Source organism: Amycolatopsis sp. NPDC048633, assembly GCF_040650695.1.
In the GTDB taxonomy this organism is placed as follows: domain Bacteria; phylum Actinomycetota; class Actinomycetes; order Mycobacteriales; family Pseudonocardiaceae; genus Amycolatopsis.
On record NZ_JBEZHS010000003.1, the window covers coordinates 119,792 to 142,901 of the forward strand.

21 protein-coding genes are annotated in these 23,110 nt (G+C 72.4%); 14 read left to right on the forward strand and 7 right to left on the reverse strand.

Annotation, left to right across the window (positions count from 1 at the left end; all coding sequences use genetic code 11):
• Positions 1–85: 85 nt before the first annotated feature.
• From add to AB0C38_RS09245, 3 genes are all read right to left on the reverse strand, one after another.
• Positions 86–1,132: an adenosine deaminase gene (gene add, locus AB0C38_RS09235; RefSeq protein WP_360669060.1), complete on the reverse strand. Its 1,047-nt coding sequence runs from the start codon at positions 1,130–1,132 to the stop codon at positions 86–88.
• A gap of 122 nt (positions 1,133–1,254) precedes the next feature.
• On the reverse strand, positions 1,255–2,064 hold the full coding sequence (locus tag AB0C38_RS09240; protein ID WP_360669063.1) for a DNA-formamidopyrimidine glycosylase family protein: 810 nt from the start codon (positions 2,062–2,064) through the stop codon (positions 1,255–1,257).
• Positions 2,065–2,067: 3 nt separating this feature from the next.
• Entirely contained in the window at positions 2,068–2,961 is an 894-nt protein-coding gene (locus AB0C38_RS09245) for a ParA family protein (RefSeq protein WP_360669066.1), read from the reverse strand.
• A 105-nt stretch (positions 2,962–3,066) separates the two neighbouring features.
• Here AB0C38_RS09245 and AB0C38_RS09250 point away from each other — a divergent pair, with 105 nt between their 5' ends.
• The 3 genes from AB0C38_RS09250 to AB0C38_RS09260 all read left to right on the forward strand — a co-directional run bounded on the left by AB0C38_RS09250 (position 3,067) and on the right by AB0C38_RS09260 (position 5,948).
• Positions 3,067–3,792, forward strand: coding sequence for a methyltransferase domain-containing protein (locus tag AB0C38_RS09250; protein WP_360669069.1), 726 nt, complete (start codon positions 3,067–3,069; stop codon positions 3,790–3,792).
• 105 nt (positions 3,793–3,897) lie between these two features.
• A complete protein-coding gene (dinB, locus tag AB0C38_RS09255; RefSeq protein WP_360669943.1) occupies positions 3,898–5,112 on the forward strand; it encodes a DNA polymerase IV in 1,215 nt (404 codons plus the stop codon).
• A 431-nt stretch (positions 5,113–5,543) separates the two neighbouring features.
• Complete coding sequence (locus AB0C38_RS09260) at positions 5,544–5,948, forward strand: DUF3040 domain-containing protein (RefSeq protein WP_284744000.1); 405 nt, start codon at positions 5,544–5,546, stop codon at positions 5,946–5,948.
• A gap of 290 nt (positions 5,949–6,238) precedes the next feature.
• On the opposite strand, the gene AB0C38_RS09265 is transcribed toward AB0C38_RS09260, so the two are convergent.
• Genes AB0C38_RS09265 through AB0C38_RS09275 form a run of 3 tightly spaced genes read right to left on the reverse strand, consistent with a single transcriptional unit; the run spans position 6,239 to position 11,095 of the window.
• A complete protein-coding gene (locus AB0C38_RS09265) occupies positions 6,239–8,728 on the reverse strand; it encodes a DUF3488 and transglutaminase-like domain-containing protein (RefSeq protein ID WP_360669073.1) in 2,490 nt (829 codons plus the stop codon).
• Positions 8,725–9,999, reverse strand: coding sequence for a DUF58 domain-containing protein (locus AB0C38_RS09270; protein WP_360669076.1), 1,275 nt, complete (start codon positions 9,997–9,999; stop codon positions 8,725–8,727). Before AB0C38_RS09270 ends, AB0C38_RS09265 begins: the two co-directional genes overlap by 4 nt.
• Before the next feature lie 25 nt (positions 10,000–10,024).
• Positions 10,025–11,095, reverse strand: coding sequence for a MoxR family ATPase (locus AB0C38_RS09275; protein ID WP_360669079.1), 1,071 nt, complete (start codon positions 11,093–11,095; stop codon positions 10,025–10,027).
• A 306-nt stretch (positions 11,096–11,401) separates the two neighbouring features.
• On the opposite strand from AB0C38_RS09275, the gene AB0C38_RS09280 reads away from it, so the two are divergent.
• The 4 genes from AB0C38_RS09280 (at position 11,402) to AB0C38_RS09295 (ending at position 13,562) form a co-directional block, all read left to right on the forward strand.
• Positions 11,402–11,743, forward strand: a complete 342-nt coding sequence (locus AB0C38_RS09280) for a hypothetical protein (protein ID WP_360669082.1) — start codon at positions 11,402–11,404, stop codon at positions 11,741–11,743.
• Positions 11,736–12,287, forward strand: coding sequence for a DUF3558 domain-containing protein (locus AB0C38_RS09285; protein WP_360669085.1), 552 nt, complete (start codon positions 11,736–11,738; stop codon positions 12,285–12,287). The genes AB0C38_RS09280 and AB0C38_RS09285 overlap by 8 nt, the downstream gene beginning before the upstream one ends.
• 67 nt (positions 12,288–12,354) lie before the next feature.
• Positions 12,355–12,858: a PPE domain-containing protein gene (locus AB0C38_RS09290; protein WP_360669946.1), complete on the forward strand. Its 504-nt coding sequence runs from the start codon at positions 12,355–12,357 to the stop codon at positions 12,856–12,858.
• Positions 12,855–13,562 (forward strand): ESX secretion-associated protein EspG, encoded by a 708-nt coding sequence (locus tag AB0C38_RS09295; RefSeq protein WP_360669088.1) that lies wholly within the window; start codon positions 12,855–12,857, stop codon positions 13,560–13,562. The genes AB0C38_RS09290 and AB0C38_RS09295 overlap by 4 nt, the downstream gene beginning before the upstream one ends.
• Here AB0C38_RS09295 and AB0C38_RS09300 read toward each other — a convergent pair.
• A complete protein-coding gene (locus tag AB0C38_RS09300) occupies positions 13,546–14,001 on the reverse strand; it encodes a hypothetical protein (protein ID WP_360669091.1) in 456 nt (151 codons plus the stop codon). The genes AB0C38_RS09295 and AB0C38_RS09300 overlap by 17 nt on opposite strands.
• A 511-nt stretch (positions 14,002–14,512) precedes the next feature.
• Between AB0C38_RS09300 and mraZ the strand changes: the two genes are divergently transcribed.
• The 7 genes from mraZ (at position 14,513) to mraY (ending at position 23,109) form a co-directional block, all read left to right on the forward strand.
• Positions 14,513–14,944 (forward strand): division/cell wall cluster transcriptional repressor MraZ, encoded by a 432-nt coding sequence (gene mraZ, locus AB0C38_RS09305; RefSeq protein ID WP_329044731.1) that lies wholly within the window; start codon positions 14,513–14,515, stop codon positions 14,942–14,944.
• A 214-nt stretch (positions 14,945–15,158) separates the two neighbouring features.
• Positions 15,159–16,112, forward strand: a complete 954-nt coding sequence (gene rsmH, locus AB0C38_RS09310) for a 16S rRNA (cytosine(1402)-N(4))-methyltransferase RsmH (protein WP_360669094.1) — start codon at positions 15,159–15,161, stop codon at positions 16,110–16,112.
• Positions 16,109–16,825 (forward strand): hypothetical protein, encoded by a 717-nt coding sequence (locus tag AB0C38_RS09315; RefSeq protein ID WP_360669097.1) that lies wholly within the window; start codon positions 16,109–16,111, stop codon positions 16,823–16,825. The genes rsmH and AB0C38_RS09315 overlap by 4 nt, the downstream gene beginning before the upstream one ends.
• Complete coding sequence (locus tag AB0C38_RS09320; protein ID WP_360669101.1) at positions 16,825–18,750, forward strand: penicillin-binding protein 2; 1,926 nt, start codon at positions 16,825–16,827, stop codon at positions 18,748–18,750. The genes AB0C38_RS09315 and AB0C38_RS09320 overlap by 1 nt, the downstream gene beginning before the upstream one ends.
• Before the next feature lie 236 nt (positions 18,751–18,986).
• On the forward strand, positions 18,987–20,531 hold the full coding sequence (locus tag AB0C38_RS09325; protein WP_360669949.1) for a UDP-N-acetylmuramoyl-L-alanyl-D-glutamate--2,6-diaminopimelate ligase: 1,545 nt from the start codon (positions 18,987–18,989) through the stop codon (positions 20,529–20,531).
• Positions 20,528–22,030 carry a UDP-N-acetylmuramoyl-tripeptide--D-alanyl-D-alanine ligase gene (gene murF, locus AB0C38_RS09330; RefSeq protein WP_360669104.1) on the forward strand — a complete coding sequence of 501 codons (1,503 nt, stop codon included), beginning with the start codon at positions 20,528–20,530 and terminating at the stop codon, positions 22,028–22,030. The genes AB0C38_RS09325 and murF overlap by 4 nt, the downstream gene beginning before the upstream one ends.
• Positions 22,027–23,109: a phospho-N-acetylmuramoyl-pentapeptide-transferase gene (mraY, locus tag AB0C38_RS09335; RefSeq protein ID WP_155546014.1), complete on the forward strand. Its 1,083-nt coding sequence runs from the start codon at positions 22,027–22,029 to the stop codon at positions 23,107–23,109. The genes murF and mraY overlap by 4 nt, the downstream gene beginning before the upstream one ends.
• Position 23,110 lies beyond the last annotated feature (1 nt).

The window sequence follows — 23,110 nt, forward strand, 5'->3', positions numbered from 1 at the left end:
ACGTGCCATCCGCTAGCGGACAGCCACCTCACAAGTCCTGTTGGAATACAACTTAGGACCACCTCCTCTCTTGTGTACTGCCACGCTAGGCGAAGATCCCGGTGTCCGGCAACGTCATTTCACTTATCTCACGTCGTAGCGCGGCTTTCCGGGCTTCGCCGAGGAACGACGCGTCGACGGCGTTCTCCGCCAGTCGGGCCAGCTCGGCCGCGGTCAGCCCGAGGGTTTCGGCTACGGCGACGTACTCGCCGGTGAGCGTGGCGCCGAACATCGGCGGGTCGTCGGTGTTGAGCGTGACGACGACGCCGTGGTCGAGCATCCGCCGCACCGGGTGCGCGGCGACGCTCGGGACCTGGCCGGTCCGCACGTTCGACGTCGGGCACACTTCGAGCGGGATCCGGTGCGCCGCAAGGTGTTCCAGCAGCGCCGGGTCGGCGGCGCAGCTGGTGCCGTGACCGATCCGCTCGGCGCCGAGGTCGTGCAGCGCGGACCAGATCGTGGCCGGGCCGGTGGTTTCGCCGGCGTGCGGGACGCTGTGCAGGCCGGCTTCCCTGGCGCGGGTGAAGAACGGCTCGAACTGTGCCCGACCGACGCCCAGCTCCGGGCCGCCGAGGCCGAAGGACACCAAGCCCTCAGGGCGTTCGCGCAGCGCGAACACGAGCGTCTCCTGTCCGGCCTTCGTGCCCTTTTCGCCGGGAATGTCGAAACACCAGGCCAGTTCCACGCCCAGTTCGGCGGCGCGGGCCCGGCCGGACGCGAGCCCGGCCAGCAGGTCGTCGCCGGGAACGCCGTCGAGCAGGTGGTTGTACGGCGTCACGGTGACTTCGGCGTAGCGGCAGTTCTGCGCGGCGAGGTCCGCGGCCAGCCCCGTCACGAGCGTGTGGACGTCGTGGCGGTCGCGCACCAGCGACGTGACCGCGAGGTAGACGGTGAGGAAGTGGGCGAAGTCGCGGAAGGTGAAGAACTCCGCGAGCTCGCGTTCGCCGGTGGGGACGCCGGCGGCCGGTCGCCGCCGGGCCAGCTCGAGGACGGTCGGCAGGCTCGCCGAGCCGACCAGGTGGACGTGCAGTTCGACCTTGGGCAGGGCGTGCGCGAAGGCGCGCAAGGCCTGCCCGGTCAGGATTCCGGGCATGACTGAGCTCCCTGGGAAAGCGGGGGTGACGGACTGCGAGCGCGGCCGGCTCAGGGAGCGAGGTCGCCGCGTTCGGTGTCGGTCCCGTAGAGCGGGAGCTTGAACGACGTCACGGCCTCAGCCTAGCTCGCGGGCGCCGGGCCGTGCTGACATTTCGGGCAGAACCAGGTCGGCCGCCGCTGGACGTCGTGGCCTTGGGTGCGCACCAAGGTGCGGCCGCCGCAGCGGAAGCAGCCCTGGCGGGTGCGTTCGTAGACCCAGTTCTTCCGCTTGCGGTCGACGTGACCGGTGGTGCTCTGGATGAAGCGCCCGGCGGCGGCGTTGGCCAGCAACAGCTTGCGGGCGAGCGCGACCGTGCGCCCGGCGTCCACTTCGGACACCGGGGTCCACGGGGTCACGCCGAGCAGGAAGGCGATCTCGCACTTGTAGAGGTTCCCGACGCCCGCCATGACGCGCTGGTCGAGCAGCGCGAGCCCCAGCTCGCGCGCGGGATCGGCGGCCAGCGCCGCCGTCGCGCGCGCCGCGTGCTCATCGGTCCACTGTGGATCCAGCAGGTCCGGGCCGAGGTGGGCGACGAGGTCGCGCTCCTTCGGCGTGGCCACGAGCTTGAGGTCGTGGACGCGGAAGCCGACCACCTGGACGTCGGCCGCGGTCAGGATCACGCGGGCATGGTGGGCGGGGCTGCGCCACCGCGCGCCGCGCGCGTTGACGTCCCACATGCCGTCCATCATCAGGTGCGAATGCAGGGTCAGGTCGCCGGAGAAGCGGGTGAACAGGTGCTTGCCGACCGTCCCGACGCCGAGCACGTCCCGGCCCGCGAGGTCCACAGTGGCCAGCTGGGGCACGCGGAACTCCCCGCGCAGCAACGTCTTTCCCGCCAGTGCCTGGTCGAAGCGCTTTCCGACGAGGTACACGGTGTCACCTTCGGGCACGGCTCACCCCGTGGATTCGGACACCTCGGCCGGAGCCTCGGGCGTCTCCGGCGCCGGGCCCTCGGGCCAGTCCGGGCCTTCGGGCTCTTCGCCGGCGATGCGGTGGCGGCCCGCCCGGTTGGAGCGCAGGATCTTCGCCAGCACCATGTTGAACGTCAGCGCGATCTCCTGCGCGCCGGGCGAATGCCACTCGTGGATCGGGCTGCACGCGCCCTGGGCCTGCTGGACCGCCAGCCGGTCGGGGATCGCCGTCGGCATCACCAGCGAGCCGAAGTTGTCGCGCAGTTCGGCGATCCGGAACTGGTGCTCGTAGGAACGCACGCGCAGCTTGTTGACCAGGACGCCGATCGCGCGCAGGTCCGGGTTGAGCTCTTTGCGGATCTTCTCGATCGCTTCCAGCGCCCGGTTCGCGCCGGCGACGGCGTAGATCGTCGGCTCGGTCACGATCAGCGCGCTGTCCGCGCCGACCAGCGCCGACTTCGTCAGCCGGCCCAGCGACGGCGGGCAGTCCAGGATCACCAGCTCGTACGGCGTCTCGCGCAGCGGCGTGCGGTGCAGCTCGTCCAGCGCGCGGGAGAAGTTGGCGAGCCGGTCGCTGTCGGCGTCCGGATCGTTGAGCAGCTCCAGTTCTTCGGTGCCGACGAGGACGTCGACGTCTTCGCTCCAGACGCTGGGTGCGATGGCGCGTTCGAGCATCTCCCGCGTCGGGGTCTCGAGCACGTCGGCGAGGGTCGCGTCGGTGTACGGCGGGTCGAGCGAGGTCGTGGCGTTGCCCTGCGGGTCGAGGTCCACCACCAGCGTCCGGGTGCCCCTACGCAGGGCGGCGGACGCGATACCGAGAGCTACCGTCGTCTTGCCGACGCCTCCCTTGAGGCTGAGTACGGCGACCGTGTGCACGTTCACCAGCCTACGGGTGCGGGCCAGGCCCGCCGCCGGGCAAGGGGCGTTCACTCGAAGGGAGGAGCCGGGGAGGCGGGCGGGGGCGGGCACTACCCTGGCGGCATGAAGACGGAGACCGTGGCCGCCCGAGGTTCGGGCGCCGTCCGCCGGGTGCTCGAGGCCGAGCTGAAGGCCGCCCGCGCCCGGGGCGCCGAGCACCCCCGCGTCGTCGACGTGGGTGGCGGCAGCGGCGGCTGGGCGGTGCCGTTCGCGGCGGCGGGCTGCCGGGTGACCGTCGTCGAGCCGAGCCCGAACGCCCTGGCCACGCTGCAGCGCCGGGCCGAGGAAGAAGGCGTCTCCGAGCTGATCACGGTCATCGCGGACGACTCGGACGCGCTGGGCCGGTACGTCGAGGCCGGCTCGGCCGACCTGGTGCTGGCACACGGGCTGCTGGAGATCGTCGACGACCCGGCCGCGGTGCTCACCGCGCTGGCCACGGCGGTCGCGCCGGGCGGGGCGGTGTCGGTGCTGGTCGCGAACCGGCACGCGGCGGTGCTGCACCGCGCCCTTTCGGGCCGGGTGGGCGAGGCCCAGCGGCTGCTCGAAAGCGCGGACGGGGTCGTCCCGGGTGACACGGTGCTGCGGCGGTTCTCCGCTGCCGGTCTGCGTGCCGACCTGGAGGCCGCCGGCCTCGAAGTGGCGTCGCTGCAGGGCGACCGGGTGATCTCGGACCTGGTCGGCGGCGACGTCCGTGAGGACGAGCTGGCGGAGTTCGAACGGGTGGCGGCGGGGTCGCCGGCACTGCGGGACATCGCGGGCCGGCTGCACGCGGTCGCGCGGCTCGCCTGACTCTTTCCGGCGGGTTTCGGCCTCGGTCGTCGGTGGTGCCGGAAACTGTCGGTGGCGGCCGGTAGCGTCCCGGACGTGGGGCGAAACGCTGAGCTGCCGGGCGGGATGGGCCGGTTCCGCGTCCGGCCGGGGGAACCGGCGCCGGACGACACCGGGTGCGGGATGCTGCACGTCGACATGGACGCGTTCTTCGTGTCGGTCGAGCTGCGCACCCGGCCCGAGCTGGCCGACAAGCCGGTCGTCGTGTCCGGCGGTGGGCCGCGGGCCGTCGTCGCGGCGGCGAACTACCCGGCGCGGAAGTTCGGCGTGCGCTCGGCGATGCCGTTCTCGACGGCGAAGCGGCTGTGCCCGCACCTGATCAACATCCCGCCGACCGGCGGGCTCTACAGCGAGGTCTCCCGCGGGGTGATGGGGATCTTCCGCGAGCTGACGCCGCTGGTCGAACCCCTGAGCCTGGACGAGGCGTTCCTGGACGTCAGCGGGGCGTTGCGGCGGCTGGGGGCGACCCCGGCGGCGCTGGGCGCGCAGATCCGCGCGCGGGTCGAGGCCGAGCACGGCATCACCTGCTCGGTCGGGGTGGCGAAGGTCAAGTTCGTCGCGAAGCTGGCGTCGGGGATGGCGAAGCCGGACGGCATGGTCGTCGTGCCCGCGGCGGAGACCCTGGCGTTCCTGCACCCGTTACCGGTTTCGGCGCTGTGGGGCGTCGGCGCGCGGACGGAGGAACACCTGCGGCGGCTGGGGCTGGGCACGATCGCCGACGTCGCGGCGTTCCCGCCGGCGCGGCTGAAGAAGTCGCTGGGGGTCGCGGCGGGCGAGCACCTGTACCGGCTCGCGCACGGCGTCGACGAGCGGTCGGTGGTGGTCGACTCGCCGGAGAAGTCGATCGGCGCCGAGCACACGTTCGACGTCGACCGGCATTCCCGGGCCGAGCTGGGTCTGGAGCTGTTGCGGCTGGCCTCGCGCGTCGGGGCGACGTTGCGGGAGCGGGGCGTGCGCGGCCGGACGGTCTCGATCAAGGTGCGCTTCGCGGACTTCCGGACGATCACCCGGGCCCGCACGCTGGTCTCGGCGACCGACGTGGCGCGGGAGATCCACGCGGTGGCGGTCTCGCTGCTCACGGAGCACGCGCCGACGGGGGCCGTCCGGTTGATCGGAGTGCGGGTCGAGGGGCTCGACACGGGGGAGGCGGGGGAGCAGCTGGTGTTCGACTCGCGGGAACCGCGCTGGCGGGATGCCGAGGTGGCGGCGGACGTGGCGCGGTCGAAGTTCGGGTCGGCGGCGGTGCGGCCGGCGTCGCTGCTGGGGCCGCGGGAGGAATGAGCCGGGTCTCGGGTCGGGTCGTGGGATAGGTGAGCCGGGCTTCGGGTCGGGTGGATCGGGCTTCGGCCGGGTCGCGGGTGGTTGAGCCGGGCGCGTCCCGGATGTGCGGCTGCCCGAGCATCCGGATCGCGGCCGTGCGGTCGCGAGCAGCGGCCCCCAGGGCGCCGTGCACGGGCGGTGATCTTCGGCCCGGCCGGTGTTCCCCACATGGCCGCGGAAGCCGTAAAACGGTCACGATCGGCGACGGTGACGGTCCGCAACCCTGCTCGGGCGGGATTTAGCCCAATTCGATCCCTTCTGGATGCGGGATCGGGTAGTCGTCCGGGCGCGGGCCTCGTATCCTGGACAGTGCCACCCCGCCTGGGGTTGGCTGTTGGGTCCAGAACGTTGCGCGGCCCGGCGCCCGCGACAGCTGTGCCGGAGGAGGAAAGATGCCACTCTCCGAGCATGAGCAGCGGCTGCTCGATCAGATCGAGCGCGAGCTCTATGCCGAGGACCCCAAGTTCGCATCCACGGTGCGTGGCACCCGGTTGCGTCGCCCCGCTCGCCGACGGCGTATCCAGGGCATCGCCCTGTTCGTAGTGGGCGTGGCCCTGCTGGTGCTGGGCGTGGTGGTGCCGCAGTTCCGGGTGGCCGACATCCCGCTGATCAGCGTGCTCGGGTTCCTCGTGATGTTCTTCGGGGTCATGTTGGCCGTCACATCGATTCGGCACGGCGCCGAATCCGACGGCAAGGGCGGTGGATCGGGATCTCGCGGGGCCAAGCAGTCGGGCCGTCGCAGCTCCTTCACCCAGCGCATGGAAGAGCGCTTCCGCCAGCGCTTCGAGGAGCAGTAGCGCCGCAAGACCATGAGATCCGGGTCCTGCCCGCCCGTGGTGGGACGCGGATCTTCTTGTGTGCTCAGCCACTCCCGGCGGCCACGCACCGACCGCCGTGACAATGGGTGACGCCCGGACGTGTGATCCGCGTGACCAGCCCCGCGACTCACGTGATCGGACCCGGAACCCGCGTGATCAGAGACGTGACTCGCGTGATCAGAGGGTCATCACCCGTGATTGAGGGGTCGACACGGCGGTGAAACCCGTGTCGACCCTTCAATCACGTGTGTCGACCTTTCCCGCACACCTCAGTCGCGGTTGCGGAAAAGGGACTTCGGGAACAAGCGGCCCTTCCAGGACAGCGGGGCGTTCTTGTGCAGGCTTCGCCGCAGGTGGTCGAACGCCGGGGGGAGCGTCGGGTCGGCTTGGCCGTCCTCGCCGTACCAGGACTTCTCCACCACGCCGATCACCGTGCGCAGGCCGTCGCGGCCCGCGTCGTCCAAGTGGTGCTTCGCCGCCAGCTTCTGGCCGGCCACGCGGACCGTGTCGCTCGGCGGGATCGGCAGCCCGCGGTCGGCGCACTCGGCCCGCAGCTCGGACCACGCCGCGTCCGCCGCACCCGGGCGCTGCCCGGCGATCTCCTGCAGCCGCCGGCGCCGGCCGACGTCGCGCGCCGCCGACGGGCCCAGCAGCCCGGCCAGCAGCAGCACCACGATCAGGCTGAACCACCAGGCCACCAGCCACGTCAGCACACCCAGCACCGCCACCCACAGCCCGGCGGCGATCAGTGGTAGCCAGTTCTTGAGCACCGCCCCGAGCCCGGCCGCCGCGGGTTCGCGGTCCGGCCGTCTCCGGCGCCCGCCGGCGACCACCAGGATCGTGGCCGCCAGCGCGAGCGCGACCAGCGCCCCGACGAGCACCCACACCCAGGTCGGCGTGCCCTCGTCGGCGGACTCCGGACCCTGCGCCTGCGGGTTCTGGTCGGTGTCGCGGGGCGCGCCGGTCGGCGCGGCGCTCGACTGGACCGTGCTCGGCGCCACCTGGGTGTCATCGGGCTCGTTGCCGTCCTGCGTGCCGGCCTGCAGGTACGACGGGGTGATGCCGCGGCCGTCGGACAGCGGCGTCGGGTCGAACGTCACCCAGCCCTTGTCGCCGAAGTACGCCTCGACCCACGCGTGCGCGTCCTGGGTGCTGATCGAGAGGTAGTCGTTGACCGGCACCCCGGGCGTGAACCCGATGGCCACGCGCGACGGGATGCCCGCCACGCGCAGCATCACGGCCATCGCCGACGCGAACTGCTCGCAGAAGCCGCGCTTGCCGTTGAGGATGAAGTCGGCCAGCGCGTCGGCGTCGTTCGCCGGCGCGGTCTTCGTGTCGTAGACGAACCCGTTCTGCGCCGTGAAGTACCGCCAGATCGCCGACGCCCGGTCGAAGTCGTTGGACTCGTTCGCGATCAGCTGCTGCGTCTTCGCGCGGACACGGTCGTCGACGCGGTCGATCTGGGTGTAGCGCGGTGGCAGGTCGTCGACCCGCGGGGTCACGCGCAGCTCCGGGGCCGTCGGTTCCTTCAGCGACGCGTATTCGGTGTAGGACGGCGGCACCTCGCTGCGCGTGGTGAACACCGTGCCGCTGACCTGGTCGTAGAGGTAACCGTTGGCGGCGCCGTCGATCACCCGCGGCGCGCCGTACACCGGCAGCCAGTTGTCACGCCAGCTCGTCGGCTCGACGTCGATCCGGCGCGCGGAGCCGCTGCCGTCGTCCCCCGGTGCGGGCGGCAGCTCCGGCCCGACCGGGACGCCCTGCTGCGAACGGCCTTCGTCGTGCAGGCCCCAGCCCTTGTTGGGGTAGTAGGTGTCCAGCGTCATCGCGCGCAGCAGCCGCCGGTCGGTGCCGAGGCCGCGGACCTTGAACAGCTCGCGGTTGGACCCCTGGTCGAGCATGCCGCGCAGCTCGGTGAACGGCTGGATGCCGAACCCGCCGGACCCCGCGCCGGGGCCGTCGCCGCCGGTGCCGAACGGGATCCGCCCGACCGTGCCGACCCAGGTGATCGCGCCGCCGAACAGGCCGAGCACGATCGCCGCGGCCACGACCGCGACCGGCGCGGACAGCACGCCCGGCTTGCCGCTGCGTCCGGGGGCTTCCCGGGTCCGCCAGCGCTGGTGCCGGTGGTTGCCGTCGACCGCCAGCAGGCCGGCGAACGCGGCCCCGCCGAGCAGGAACGTCCACCACGGCAGCATTTCCTCGGACAACGCGGCCGGCACCGCGTAGACGCAGAGCAGCACGAGCCCGGTCGCGGCGGGGGCCGCGGCGGCGACCGTCAGCGTGTCGACGAGGACGGCGACGAGCCCGACCAGGATCGTCACCAGGCACAGGATCGGCTGGCTGCCCTCGACCGGCGGCAGCCCGGTGCGGATCTGGTCGGCGGCGGCCGAGAGCGTGTTCCCGATCTCGCCGAACGCCTCCGGACCGGGGATGACCTGCAGGATCCCGTGCGTGGTGAACGCGCCGGTGATCAGGAAGAGCAGCACCAGCAGCTGGCCGAGGCCGACCAGCACGGTCGGCACCTGCAGCGAGCGCAGCGCCAAGCCGGTCGCGGCGATCAGCAGCACGGCGACGAACAGGTAGCCGAACCACGCCAGGCCCGACACGACGCTCGTCACCGACGTCGCGGCGCAGAGCGTCGCGATCCCGGCGGCGGACGGCGCGAGCAGGCTGCCGCGCCAGGCCGACAGGGGGTGCTGGGAAGCGGGGCGCCGCGGCGGGGTCGCGGACGGGCGTGGCGGGGCGGCGGTGCTCATCGGTTACCGCCGATCAGCGTGCCGCGGCGGGCGCCCGCCTGGCAGAGCTCGGCCCAGACCTGCGGCATCGGTGAGCCCGGACCGGCGATCACCACGCCCCAGCCGGACGCGCGCAGCAGCGCGGCCGAGTCTTCGGTGGCGGCGGCCCGCTGTTCGGGCGCGCTCACCCCGGCCGCCCACGTGGGCGTGTCGAGCAGGACGGCGAGGCTGCGGATGCCGCGCGGGCGGAACTGGGCCAGCTCGTGGACGGCCTCGGTGCTGACGGTGCCGAGCACGGCGATCAGCTCCTGGCCGTCGGCCGGGTCGCCGGCCAAAGTGATGTCGCGCTGGTGCGCGGGCTGCAGCGCGGCCAGTGCGTCGAGCACGACGTGGTCGTAGTGGTCGCCGCCGTCGCCGGGGGTGTCGGCGAGCGTGACGCCGTGTTCGCTGACCAGCCGGACGCGGTGCCCGGACCGGCGCAGGTGCAGCGCGGCCGAAGCGGCGAAGGACACCGCCCACTCGAGGCTGGCGGCCGGGCCGCTGCCGTGGTGGGCGGCGGCCCGGTGGTCGAGCAGCACCGTGGTGCCGCCGCGCCACGGCCGTTCCTCGACGCGCACCATGATCTCGTCGCGGCGGGCGGTCGAGCGCCAGTGCACCTTCCGCAGGTCGTCGCCCTGGCGGTACTGACGGACGATGACGTCGGCCTCGCCCTGCCCGGCGTGCAGCCGGACCGTGCCGTCGTCGCCGACGCCGATGCCCGCGCCGCTCGGCAGGCCCCACAGCGGGACCACCCGGGGCACGACGACCAGCCGCGAGTGCGCGATCAGCTCGCGCTCGAACTCGCACAGCCCGAACGGGTCGGTGATGGTTGCGCGCAGCGGCCCCACCTGCTGGATCCCGCGCAGCACCGGCTGCAGCGGGTAGCGCAGCGCGACCCGCCGGTCGTGGGGGAGGCGTTCGACGACGAACCGCGGCCGCGAGCCCAGCGCGTACGGCACGCCGTCCTCGAGCAGGATCTCGCCGGCCGGCAGCCGCCCGCTGCGCCAGAGCTCGAGCTGGACCTCGCCGGCGCCGCCGACGGCGACCCGCTGGGGGTGCAGCGCGCGGGTGGCGCCGATCCGCAGCCGGGTCGCCGAGATGAACGCGGCGACCAGCAGCGGCAGTGCCACCACGAAGACGGCGACCCGCAGCAGGTCGCGTTCGTTGAGCACGAACGAGCACACCGCGGCCGCCAGCCCCGCGGCCAGCAGGCAGCGGCCGCGGGTGGTCAGGCCGGACAGGGCACGCAGCACGTCGTTCTCTCCCCTTCGCGGTGCGTTACTGGGGCCGGGAGCCCTGCGGCACCGGCACCCGGTGCAGCACCGCACGGACGACGTCGGTCGCCGAGCGCCGGGCCGCGTGGGCCTCGGTGGTGAGCATCAGGCGGTGCGCCAGGACCGGGACCGCGACGGTGTGCAGGTCGTCGGGGACGACGTAGTCGCGGCCCGACAGCGCCGCCTGCGCGCGCGCCGCGCGGACCAGGTGCAGCGTCGCCCGGGGGGACGCGCCGAGCCGGATCTCCGGCAGCTGCCGGGTGGCCGCCACCAGGTCGACCGCGTACCGGCGGACCTCGGGGGCCATGTGCACGCCGCGGACCGTCTCGATCAGCCGGTGCACGGTCTCGCCGTCGGACACCGGCTGCAGGTCTTCGATCGGGTTGTGCCCGGCGTGCTCGTCGACCATGGCCAGCTCGGCCTGCTGGTCGGGATAGCCGATGGAGACCCGCGCGGTGAAGCGGTCGCGCTGGGCTTCGGGCAGCGCGTAGGTGCCTTCCATCTCGATCGGGTTCTGCGTCGCGATCACCATGAAGGGCTCTTCGAGCTTGTAGGTCGAGGTGTCGACGGTGACCTGGTGCTCTTCCATGCACTCGAGCAGCGCCGACTGCGTCTTCGGCGAAGCGCGGTTGATCTCGTCGCCCACCACGATGTTCGCGAACACCGGGCCGGGGCGGAAGTCGAACTCGCCGGACTGGCGGTTGTAGATGGAGACGCCGGTGACGTCGCTGGGCAGCAGGTCCGGGGTGAACTGGATGCGGCTGACCGTGCAGTCGATCGACCGGGCCAGCGCCTTGGCCAGCGACGTCTTCCCGACGCCGGGCACGTCCTCGACCAGGAGGTGGCCTTCGGCGAGCAGCGTGACCAGCGCGATCCGGATGACCTCGGGCTTGCCGACCAGCACCCGCTCCACGTTCGCGGCGATCCGCCGCGCGGCCTCGTGCAGTTCGTCCAGCGACACTCTGGCGGGCCGGCCGGCGGCCCGGCCGTTGCCCGAGGGCTCCGCCGGATAAGGCGGTCGCCCGGATGCCTGCTCGCCCGATCCGGGCGTCGCAGACTGGATTCTCGACGTCACTCGACCTCCTGGTGGCGCATGGCCGCGCGCACTGTGCGCACCGCCGGGCCCGATCGGCCCCCTCGCTGCTGTCCGCGCGCAGCGACCAGCCTTCCATCCAGTGTGTCAAACCCGGGCGAACCCGGGGGCGGAACCCCGTGAAGCCCGGGGCATCACGGCTGGCACGTCGGTTGATGACACTGCGCAAGCAGGGACGATACCCCGAATGGGTGTGTTGTCACCCGATTCTGGGTGCTCCCGCTGACACCCCGCACTGTCGTATGCTGCGATTCGAGGTCGGTCGGCTACGGAGAGGCGTAACCGCTCATGAGCGACGTGCGAACGTACGACGTCCGCGGCTTTGCGGTCGCGCCCGAGCTGGCCACGGACGCCTACGCGAAGCTCGGTGCCCTGCAGGACGTCGTCGGCGAGATGGTCCGCGAGGCCAAGGTGCTCGGCCGGACCGTGCCGCTCGGCGGCGGGTACGCCGGGGAGATCGGCAAGTTCATGGCCGAGTACGGCATCGGCGGGCGGGGCTCGGCCGTGCAGCAGCTGACGGCGTTCGGCAAGGAGCTCGAGACGCTCAAGCACCGGATCGGCCAGGCGCTGGCGAAGTACCAGCACGCCGACGAGACCGCCGCGGACGGGGTGGACTGCTCGGGTGGCTGATCGGGTGCGCAAGAAGTATCTGTGGGCGCCGGCCGTCCTGCTGCTCGCCGGGTGCGGGCAGCACCAGGCCGCTTCGCCGCGGGTCGGTCACACCTCGGCCCAGGCCACCGCCACAGCCGGGCAGCCGCCCGTCGTCGCGTGGACCGGTCTCGCGGCGATCGACCCGTGCACGTTGCTCGACCCGCGGGACCGTTCGGCCGCCGGGGTGAGCGTGCTGGGCAAACCCAAGGAGATCGCCGGCGCCCGCGCGTGCGACTGGACCGTGCCCGGCACCTTCGGCGTCACCGTGACCCTCAGCGAGACCGACGGCCTGGCCGACCTCGAGGTCGCGAAGAAGACGGCCACCAAGACGAAGGTCGGCGCGCACCCGGCGCTGCAGGTGGCGGACAAGAAGGCCGCCGACGGCACCTGCGCCGTGCTGCTCGGGGTGGGCGACGCGGCCAGTGTCCAGATCGACGTCAGCAACACCGGCTTCTCGGACACCCCGCTCGCGTGCCGCCGCGCGGGCACGGTGGCCGGGCTGGTCGAGCCCAAGCTGCCCTGACTCCGAGAGGTGTGCCGTGGAACCACCCGTCCCCGCCGCGAGGTACGAGGCCTACAGCCACGAGGCGATGGCCGCGGAGGTCGAGCGGGACAACGACCCGGTCGCCGCGGGCGAAGCGGGCGCGCGCTGGGACGGGCTGGCGAAGCGGCTGCACGAGTCGACCGCCGACCTCGCCGCGCTGGTCGCCTCTTCGGAAGAGAACTGGCGTGGCCAGGCGGGCGACGCGGCGCGCTCGGCGGTGAGCCGGGCCGCGCAGTGGCTGTCCCACTCCGCCGCGGTGTCGGCGTCGGTGGGTAGCGCGGTCGGCGCGCAGGCGGAGGCGGCCGCGCGGGCCCGCGCCGACATGCCCCCGCCGGTGGCCTACGACCCGGCGGCGATGATCCGCGACGCCGCGTCGTCCGGGAACGTGTTCGCCCTGGCCGGGCTGGCCGACGAGATGGCGGCCCGCCGCGCCGAGGCGGAAGCCGCGCGGCAGAAGGCGATCGACGTGCTGCGGACCCGCGACACGGCCCTGCGCGGGCACGTGCCCGCCGAGTCGTTCGCGGCCCCGCCCACCCTGGGGCCGGCTTGATCCGCGTCTCGGCGTCGGCGTTCGACATCCTCTGGACCGACCTCGGGTACGACCGACCGCCGGAGCCGCTGACGGTGCGCAGCGTCGGCGGGACCGACTCGGAGCGTGCCGAGGTGCGCAAGGCGGTGTACGAGAACCTCGCCGAGCGCGGCCTCTACGACGGCACTTTGGAACCGGCGCTGGCCTCGCGCTTGGACCTGCTCGCGGGCGGCGACGTGTTCGTGGCGTGCGAAGCGCTGGCGGACATGACGGCGCCGGCCCCGTTCCGTGCGGTGACGGCGGTCCGTGGCCGCCGCGGCGTACTGGCGACCCAGCCGGAGCAGACGATCGCCCTGGACTCGATCCGCTCTAGTGAGCTGTGCACGGCGCTCGTCGACGTGTTGCCGGAGCTGACCGCCGGGCCTGGTTACGGCGTCAACCTTGCGGCTTCGGTGCTTTCTGCTTCTTCTTCGGCCCAGCAGCGGGAGGTTCTGGCTATCCAGGCCCGGCCGGTGTATGCCGCTGGGCAGTTCAGCGTGAGCCGGCGCTCGGCTTCGGGTCGGGTTTCGCGGGTGGGCGGGCTGACTTGGTTCGACACCGACGTGGGGGCTTACTGCGCGACCAAGACTTCGGGGCGGGATGGGGAGGAGTGGGTGAACGTGGCTCCGGTCGACAGCTCCCGGCTCGCTTCCCGCATCGCGGCCCTGGTCACCCCGGAGGACTGACCCGCCCGCTTGGCATGAACGACTCTTTCATGTCGTCAGAGGCCATGAACGAGTCGTTCATGACGTCCGGACAGGACCACCGGTGGGCGTGGGCGCGCGGCTGCGGATTCAGGTGCAGCGGGAGGAGGACGTGGATCGGTTCGCCCGGGCGGGCATCGCGCTTCAACCCCTGCCGGCGGAGCGATTCCAGCCCCGTGACGACCGCCTGGTCGCCGCAGTGGAGAAGGGCGCCGTCGACCAGCTGCCGCCGGGTGGGCTCACCGGTGCGCAGCAGCACCACGCCCGGCAGGAGCCGCTGCCACGGGCCGCCGGGAAGGCAACGTCGGTAGCTGGTTCCCGGCGGTACACCCAGGGACTCCAGGTGCGCCACCGTGATCACGCCTCGCCGGCTGGCGGCGAAGAGTGCCTCCGCGTCGCGCGTCCAAGATCCTCTGGTCACGAGTCGATCGTGACCGGCCGGGCGGCTCGGAACCAGACCTTTCCGTGATCTGTGGACTACTCGGGGTGACTTGAGGGGCCCTGTGGACAACTTTGGCGGCCGGCAGATGCCATGAACGACTCTTTCATGGCGTCGGACGCGGTGAACGACCCTTTCATGACGTTCGGGGCGGCTCCACCCATGCCCCCACTGGGCCCCACCCCGGCTCCCCACCCGGCCCCACGGGGAGGCCCGTGGGTTCTTTCGCGGCCGTTATGCGGACGCATGGGGTGCAGCTGAGGTTGCTCCGGTCCACCACGGCGGGGGATCTTGGCCACGGTGCCCCACCACACCCCCCATCGGCCCCCACCCTGCTGACCTGCGCAAACAAAGCACACGACGGAGTGGTCCGGCCATTTGTCGCGTTGACTGTGGTGAAAAGTGGGGTACGGTGGTGGCCAGTGGGGCGGAAGGGAAGCCCCGTAGCCGTTCAAGGTAGTTCGCTGCCGAGGGCGGTAGGGAGGTGGAGGCCGTGTTCCTCGGCACCCACACCCCGAAGCTGGACGACAAAGGGCGGCTCGCGCTGCCCGCGAAGTTCCGCGACGCCTTGGCCGGCGGGCTGATGCTCACGAAGGGGCAGGATCACTGTCTTTTCGTCTTCCCCCGCGCCGAGTTCGAGCAGATGGCGCGCAAGGTCGCCGACGCCCCGTTCACGAACGAGGCGGTCCGGGCCTACCAGCGTTACCTGTTCGCCGGGACGGACGAGCAACGGCCGGACGGCCAGGGGCGCATCAGCATCGCGCCCGAGCTCCGCCGCTACGCGGGGCTCAGCAAGGAGTGCGTGGTGATCGGGGCGATCACCAGGCTGGAGATCTGGGACGCCCAAGCGTGGCAGGGCTACCTGGAAGAGCACGAAGACAGCTACGCGAAGGCTCGAGAGGAAGTACTGCCGGGCGTCTTCTAGGCGCGTGGTCGCGGTGCACCTTCGTCGTCGGGGGACGAGAGGTTCGCCGCCCGCGCGGTGAGGGGAACGCCCACTCGGATGCCGTGAGGCCTCTGTCCGCTCAACAGCCCTGGTGCACCTTCCCCGGTACCAGGTCGGCAGCGGGCGGACAGGGACCTGACGGCATCCGCCATATTTCCCCCGGGCCGCCCAGGCGAGAGAGGGGGAGGGGAACATGACGGCACCCGAGCACGTCCCGGTGCTGCTCGACCGCATCGTCGAGCTGTTCACCCCCGTGTTCGCCGAGCGCGACGCCGTCCTCGTGGACGCGACTGTCGGCCTCGGCGGGCACTCCGACGCCCTTCTCGAAGCGTTCCCGCGGCTGCGCCTCGTCGCGCTGGACCGGGATCCCGCCGCGCTGGAGAAGTCGGCCGAACGCCTCGCCCGGCACGGTGACCGCGTCGATCTCGTGCACACCGTCTACGACGGACTTCCCGAAGCCCTGGCCGGGCTGAAGATCGCCAAGGCCGACGGCATCCTGTTCGACCTCGGCGTCTCGTCGATGCAGCTGGACCGCGCGGAGCGGGGCTTCGCCTACTCGAAGGACGCGCCGCTCGACATGCGGATGGACCCGACGACCGGGTTCACCGCCGCCGACGTCCTCAACACCTACACGCCCGGCGAGCTGATCCGGATCCTGCGGGACTACGGCGAGGAACGGTTCGCGCAGCGGATCGTCCGGTCCGTCGTGAACGCCCGCGAGAAGGAGCCGTTCACGATGAGCGGCCGCCTGGTCGAGCTGCTCTACGACGCCGTGCCGGCGGCCAGCAGGCGGACCGGCGGGCACCCGGCCAAGCGCACGTTCCAGGCGCTGCGGATCGAGGTCAACGGCGAGCTGGAGGTGCTCCGCCGGGCCATGCCCGCCGCGCTGGGCGCGCTCGCCGTGGGCGGGCGGATCGTCGTCGAGGCTTACCAGTCCCTGGAAGACCGGCTGGTCAAGCAGGCGCTGGCCGAGCTCGCGAAGTCCCGCACCCCGGAAGGACTTCCGGTGGAACTGCCGGGGCACGGACCGGAGCTGAAGCTCCTGACGCGAGGCGCCGAGAAGGCCGGCGAAGAGGAGATGGAACACAACCCGCGCGCCGCTTCGGTGCGGTTGCGGGCCGCAGAGAGGATCGGAGAGCCGCGATGACCGCTCCCACGAAGTCCCGCCGCCGGAACGCGCCGGCTACGCGGGGCCGCAGCGAGGCCGCCCGCACCTCGACGACCGCCGAGCCGGACCCGCAGACCCTCGAGCAGCCGGGCAAGGCCGCGCCGCGCCGCGCGTCGCGGGGCCGCACGTCCGCGGCCGAGCGTGCCTACGCGCGCCGCGCCCAGCGAGCCGACCTGCTCAAGGAGCGCGAGCCGCGGCCCGCGCCGAAGACCGCCGAGCCGGGCGTGCCCAAGGTCCGGCTCAAGCTGCGGCTGCCGAAGTCGCGCGCGTCGTTCGTGCTGCTGATGATGGCGCTGCTGGCCGCCGGCGTGGCGACCACGCTGTGGCTGACCACGCAGGCGATCGCCGACTCCTACCGGCTCGAGCAGCTGCGCACGACCAACTCGAACCTGGCCGAGACGAAGGAACAGCTGCAGCGCGAGGTCGCGAAGGCCGAGTCGCCCGCGTCGCTGGCCCCGGCGGCCGAGCAGCTGGGCATGGTGCCGGGCGGCGACCCGGCGCGCATCGTCGTCGGCCCGGACGGGAAGACGTCGCTCGTCGGCGAACCCAAGAAGGCCAAGGCGGACGCTCCGGCGGTGCCGGCCGCGCCGCCGGCCGCGCCCGCCGCGGGCACGCAGTCGCAGCAGGGTGTGCCGATCGAAGGTGACCAGCCCGCGGTGCCCGCCGAAGACCAGCCGCCGGCCGGCCAGTGATGGCTTCGTCGAGCCGCGGACAGGCCCGCGCGCGCTCCGCGGGGAGCGCCCGCCGGACGTACGCCGCGGGGACGCGCAGCGCGACGGCGCGCCGGGGGAACGGCGGGAACCGCGGCCGGTTCTCCGCGGTGCGCCTCATCCTGGTCGCCCTGCTGCTCGTCGCGGGCGTGAAGCTCGTGCAGGTGCAGTGGTTCGAGGCCGGTGAGCTGTCGCTGGCCGCGGAGAAGCAGCGCGCCCAGACCATCGACATCCCCGCCCAGCGCGGGTCCATTGTGGACCGCAACGGCGCCAAACTGGCGTTCAGCGTCGAGGTGCGCTCGCTGTCGGTGAACCTCAAGGCGTTCCGCAAGAACATGGACGACTTCGCCACGAAGAACCCCGGCACCAAGAAGACGTTCGACAGCGAGACCGCGGCGGCCGCGAAGTACATCGCGGCCAAGGTGCCGAACCAGCTTTCCGAGCAGCAGCTGCTGGAGCTGCTGCACAAGCCGACCTTCACCTACCTCGAGCACAACGTCGAGCCGTCGGTCGCCGCCGACATCGTGAAGAACTTCGCGTGGATCAGCGTCGAGAAGCGCGCCCTGCGCGAATACCCGGGCGGCAGCCTGGCGGCGAACATCGTCGGCGCCGCGAACTGGCGCTCCGACGACCCGGTCGCCTCCAAGCACAACCTGCACGGCCTCGTCGGGCTGGAGCAGCTGCGCGACAACGACCTGGCGGGCACGCCGGGCCGGATGATGGTCAACACGAAGAACGGCAGCGACAACGTCGTCATCCCGGGCACCGAGCGCGACCTGCAGGCTGCCGTGCCGGGGTCGGACCTCGAGCTGACCATCGACTCCGACCTGCAGTACGAGGTGCAGCGGCAGCTGACGGACTACGTCCAGCAGTCGCACGCCAAGGGCGGGCAGGCGGTCGTCCTGGACGCCAAGACCAGCGAGGTCTACGCGCTGGCCAACGACAAGACGTTCGACCCCAACGACCCGCCGAGCGACTGGTCGGCCGACGACCTGGGCAATCCGGCGGTCACCACGCCGTTCGAGCCCGGGTCGGTCAACAAGGTCGTCACGGCCACCGGGGCGATCGACTACGGCATCGCGACCCCGGAGTCGACGATCCAGGTGCCCGGCCAGCTGCAGGTCGCCGACAAGACCGTGCACGACGCCTGGACGCACGGGACGCAGACGTTCACCACCGCCGGGATCTTCGCCAAGTCGTCGAACATCGGCACGCTGCTGCTGGCGCAGAAGATCGGTGAGGAGCGCTACGCCGACCTGCTCAAGAAGTTCGGCCTGGGCCAGCGCACCGGCGTCGGCCTGCCCGGCGAGAGCGCGGGGGTCGTGCCGGCGCGCAGCCAGTGGTCGGCGACCACCTTCGGCAACCTGCCGATCGGGCAGGGCCTGTCGATGACCGTGCTGCAGATGGCCGACCTCTACCAGACGATCGCGAACGACGGCCTGCGCGTCGAACCCCGGATCGTCAAGGCGAAGGTGAACCCGGACGGCACGACGGTGCCCGAGCCGGCGCCGAAGTCGGTCCAGGTGGTCAGCCCGCAGACGGCGAAGACGGTGCGCGACATGATGCGCGCGGTCGCGCAGAACGGCAAGGGCCTGCAGAAGGGCACCGCGCCGACGGCGGCGGTCGAGGGCTACCAGATCTCCGGCAAGACCGGCACCGGCCAGCAGATCGACCCGCGGAACAAGGGCTACAGCGACCACCTCTACAACATCACCTTCGCCGGGATCCTGCCCGCCGACCACCCCCGGTTCGTCGTCGGGATCCGGCTGGACGCACCCGACACCACGCTGCCGGTGGGGCACTCCGCCGCACCGCTGTTCCACAGCATCGCGTCGTACCTGACGCAGCGGTACCAGATCCCGCTGTCGGACGGGCCGTCGCCGGAGGTCCCGCTCATCGTGCCGTAGGCACAGTCCGTGAAGGCCCCCTCACCTGCGTGAGGGGGCTTTTCTTCGTCCAACGTCCACATCGGTCCGAAGCGCCCGGGAAAGTGTTGCGGCGCAACGGGGTGCGGGTCGCCGTCTAGCACATCTGCCTCAGCCGCCCGCAATCGCCGTACCGCGTGCGGGCCCCCGGAACGGCCGCCGGTAGCCTCTTGGCCGTGTCCGTGTCCTCGTCCAGTTCCCAGGTGCCGGAAAGCCCGGTGAAAGCGGTCCCCGCGCCGCCGCGCCCGGCGCGCATCGACCCGGTCCCGCTGGCGACCCTCCTCGCCAGGGCGGACGCCCGCCTGATCGCCGACTCGCCCGACGCGGCCGAGGTCACCGTCACCGGTACGACGCTGCGGGCGCAGCACGTGCTCCCCGGTGACCTCTTCGCCGCCCTCCCGGGCGCCCGCGCGCACGGCGCCGACTTCAGCGACCAGGCGATCGCCGCGGGCGCCGTCGCGGTCCTCACCGACGCCGACGGGGCCGGGCGCCCCGCGCTGCGCGACGCCGGCGTCCCGATCCTCGTGCACGCCGACCCGCGCGCCGCCCTCGGCGAGATCGCCGCCTGGATCTACGGCGAGCCGTCGCTGCGGCTGGCCGTCCTCGGCGTCACCGGGACCTCGGGCAAGACGACGACTTCCTACCTGGTCGACGCCGGCCTGCAGGCGGCCGGCCTGACCACCGGCCTGATCGGCACCGTCGAGACCCGGATCGCCGGCGAACGGCTGGTCAGCGGGTTCACCACGCCGGAGGCGCCGGACCTGCAGGCGCTGCTCGCGGTCATGCTGGAGCGCGGTGTCACGCACGTGCCGATGGAGGTCTCCAGCCACGCGCTCGCGCTGGGCCGCGCCAACGGCACCCGGTTCGCGGTCGGCGCGTTCACCAACCTCTCCCAGGACCACCTGGACTTCCACAAGGACATGCAGGAGTACTTCGCCGCGAAGTCGCTGCTGTTCGACGGCCGCTCGACCACCGAGGTCGTCGTGGTCGACAGCGCGTGGGGCCAGGCCCTGCTCACGCCGTGGACGGTCACGGTGACGACGGACCCGGGCACCGAGGCCGTCTGGAAGGCCACCGACCTGCTGGCCACCCCGCACGGCGAGCAGACGTTCACCCTGCACGGCCCGGACGGCGTCAGCGCCCCCGCCCGGATCCCGCTGCCCGGCGAGTTCAACGTCGCCAACGCCGTGCTCGCCGCCGCGATCCTGAGCACCGCCGGGGTGAGCCTGGAGCACATCGTCGCCGGGCTCGCCCAGGTGCAGGTGCCGGGCCGGATGGAGCGCGTCTACGTCGGCCAGGAGTTCACCGCCGTCGTCGACTACGCCCACAAGCCGGCCGCCGTCTCCCAGGGCCTGGACGCGCTGCGGGCCCGCGCCGAGGGCCGGATCATCACCGTGCTCGGCTGCGGCGGCGACCGCGACACCGCGAAGCGCCCGATGATGGGCGAAGCGGCGGCCCGCCGCAGCGACGTCCTGATCGTCACCGACGACAACCCGCGCTCCGAAGACCCCGCGGCGATCCGCGCCGCGATGCTCGCCGGCGCTCGCGCCGTCGGGCCCGCCGAAGGCGGCGAGGTCGTCGAAATCGGCGACCGCCGCGAAGCCATCGAGCACGCCGTCGCGCTCGCCGGGCCCGGCGACATCGTCTTCCTCGCCGGCAAGGGGCACGAGTCCGGCCAGGAGGCCGGCGGTGTCGTGCACCCGTTCTCCGACCGCGACGAGCTGGCCGCGGCCATCCGCAACAAACTCGAGGTGAGTGTGTGATCGTGCTCAGCCTGGCCGAGCTCGCCGACGTCGTCGGCGGCCGGCTGCACCACGCCGAGCCGGGCGCCGAGGTGACCGGCAGCGTGGAGTTCGACACCCGGAAGCTCACGCCCGGCAGCCTGTTCGTCGCCCTGCCGGGGGAGAAGGTCGACGGCCACGACTTCGCCGCGCAGGCCGTCGAGGCCGGCGCTGTCGCCGTGCTGGCCGCCCGCGAGGTCGACGCGCCCGCGATCGTCGTCCCGCCGCTGGCCCCGGGCGAGGCCCACGAGCGGTCGGTCGCGCTGACCGGCGACAAGGACGGCTCCGGCGCTGCGGTGCTGGCCGCGCTGGCGAAGCTCGCCCGGTACGTCGTGCAGCGCCTGGCCGAAGGGAACCTGACCGTCGTCGGCGTCACCGGCTCCTCCGGCAAGACGTCGACCAAGGATGTCATCGCGCAGCTGCTCGAGCCGCTCGGCCCGACGGTCGCGCCGCCCGGGTCGTTCAACAACGAGCTGGGCCACCCCTGGACGGCGCTGCGGGCCGACGCGGAGACCCGGCACCTGGTGCTGGAGCTGTCCGCGCGCGGGCCGGGGCACATCGCCCACCTCGCCGAGATCGCGCCGCCGAAGATCGGCGTCGTGCTCAACGTCGGGACCGCGCACGTCGGCGAGTTCGGCTCGCGCGAAGGCATCGCGAAGACCAAGGGCGAGCTGGTCGAGGCGCTGCCCGAAGACGGCGTCGCGATCCTCAACCTCGACGACCCGCTGGTCGCGGCCATGGTGAGCCGCACGAAGGCCCGCGTCGTGTTCGTCGGCGAAAGCCCCTCGGCGCAGGTCCGCGCGGAGAACATCACCCTCGACGACGAGGCCCGCGCCTCCTTCCGGCTGATCACCCCGGCGGGCGAGGCCGACGTGCGGCTGCCGCTGCACGGCGAGCACCACGTCGGCAACGCGCTGTCCGCCGCGGCGGTCGCCCTGGAGCTGGGCGCGACGCCGGCGCAGATCGGGGCCGGGCTCTCCGGGCTCGAGCGGCGCTCGGCGCGGCGCATGGAGGTCGTCACGCGGCCCGACGGCGTCACGATCCTCAACGACTCCTTCAACGCCAACCCCGAGTCGATGCGGGCCGGCCTGAAGGCCCTCGCGGCGATGACGCGGGAGAGCGGCCGCCGGTCCTGGGCCGTGCTCGGCGTGATGGGCGAGCTCGGCGCGGACACGGTCACCGCCCACGACGAGATCGGCAGGCTGGTCGTCCGGCTCAACATCGCCAAGCTCGTCGTGATCGGCCCCGAGGCGGCGGCCATGCACCAGGGGGCGCACCAGGAGGGCTCCTGGGGCGAGGAATCGGCTCTGGTACCCGACGTCGAGGCCGCGACCGCCCTGCTGCATGATCAGCTCCGTCCCGGGGACGTCGTGCTGGTCAAGGCCTCCAAGGCCGCCGGTCTCTGGCGGGTCGCCGAGGCCCTGCTCGAACCCCGGGAATCCGACAACTCCGAGAATCGCTCGAACGGTGGTGACGCGTGATCAGCATCCTGATCGCGGCCGGGGCGGGCCTGCTGATCTCCATCCTGCTCACGCCGTACCTCATCCGGGTGTTCTCCCGGCAGGGTTTCGGCCAGGAGATCCGCGAGGAAGGCCCGCAGGGACACAAGTCCAAGCGCGGCACGCCGACGATGGGTGGCGTCGCGATCATCATCGCGATGGTCGTCGGGTACTTCGCCGCGCACTTGATCAACTGGATGTTCAACTCCCGCAGCGGCGCGCCGACGGCCTCCGGGCTGCTCGTGCTGATGCTCGCGGTGGGCCTCGGGATCGTCGGGTTCCTCGACGACTTCATCAAGATCCGCAAGCAGCGCAACCTGGGGCTGAACAAGACCGCGAAGCTGGTCGGCCAGCTGGTGGTCACCATCGCCTTCGCGGTCCTGGCGCTGAACTTCGCGGACTCGCGGGGCATCACCCCGGCGTCGGAGAGCCTCTCCTACGTCCGTGACCTCGCGCTGATCACCTTCCCGTCGGTGATCTTCGTGATCTTCTGCTACATCGTGATCTCCGGCTGGTCGAACGCGGTGAACTTCACCGACGGCCTCGACGGCCTGGCGGGCGGCTCGGCGGCGATGGTGCTGGCGACCTACGTCGTGATCGCGTTCTGGCAGGAGCGGCTGAACTGCGCCAACGGCCCGGCGCCGGCCTGCTACGACGTCCGCGACCCGCTCGACCTGGCGGTGGTCGCCGCCGCGGCCGCCGGTGCCTGCGTCGGGTTCCTCTGGTGGAACGCGGCCCCGGCGAAGATCTTCATGGGCGACACCGGCTCGCTGGCCCTCGGCGGCCTGGTCGCGGGGCTGTCGATGACCACCCGCACCGAGCTGCTCGCCATCGTGATCGGCGGCCTGTTCATGGTCGAGATGATCTCGGTGGTCGCGCAGATCGCGGTGTTCCGGACGACCCGGCGAAGGCTGTTCCGGATGGCACCGTTCCACCACCACTTCGAGCTCGCCGGGTGGGCCGAAACCACGGTGATCATCCGGTTCTGGCTGCTTTCGGCGATCTGCTGCATGTTCGGCCTGGGCCTGTTCTACAGCGAGCAGCTCGGCTTCGGGGGCTGAC

Coding starts and splice junctions, on each gene's coding strand:
- add (WP_360669060.1), bottom strand. CDS start 1,132: ATGCCCGGAATCCTGACCGGGCAGGCCTTGCGCGCCTTCGCGCACGCC.
- AB0C38_RS09250 (WP_360669069.1), top strand. CDS start 3,067: ATGAAGACGGAGACCGTGGCCGCCCGAGGTTCGGGCGCCGTCCGCCGG.
- dinB (WP_360669943.1), top strand. CDS start 3,898: ATGGGCCGGTTCCGCGTCCGGCCGGGGGAACCGGCGCCGGACGACACC.
- AB0C38_RS09260 (WP_284744000.1), top strand. CDS start 5,544: ATGCCACTCTCCGAGCATGAGCAGCGGCTGCTCGATCAGATCGAGCGC.
- AB0C38_RS09265 (WP_360669073.1), bottom strand. CDS start 8,728: ATGAGCACCGCCGCCCCGCCACGCCCGTCCGCGACCCCGCCGCGGCGC.
- AB0C38_RS09280 (WP_360669082.1), top strand. CDS start 11,402: ATGAGCGACGTGCGAACGTACGACGTCCGCGGCTTTGCGGTCGCGCCC.
- AB0C38_RS09290 (WP_360669946.1), top strand. CDS start 12,355: ATGGCCGCGGAGGTCGAGCGGGACAACGACCCGGTCGCCGCGGGCGAA.
- rsmH (WP_360669094.1), top strand. CDS start 15,159: ATGACGGCACCCGAGCACGTCCCGGTGCTGCTCGACCGCATCGTCGAG.
- AB0C38_RS09315 (WP_360669097.1), top strand. CDS start 16,109: ATGACCGCTCCCACGAAGTCCCGCCGCCGGAACGCGCCGGCTACGCGG.
- AB0C38_RS09320 (WP_360669101.1), top strand. CDS start 16,825: ATGGCTTCGTCGAGCCGCGGACAGGCCCGCGCGCGCTCCGCGGGGAGC.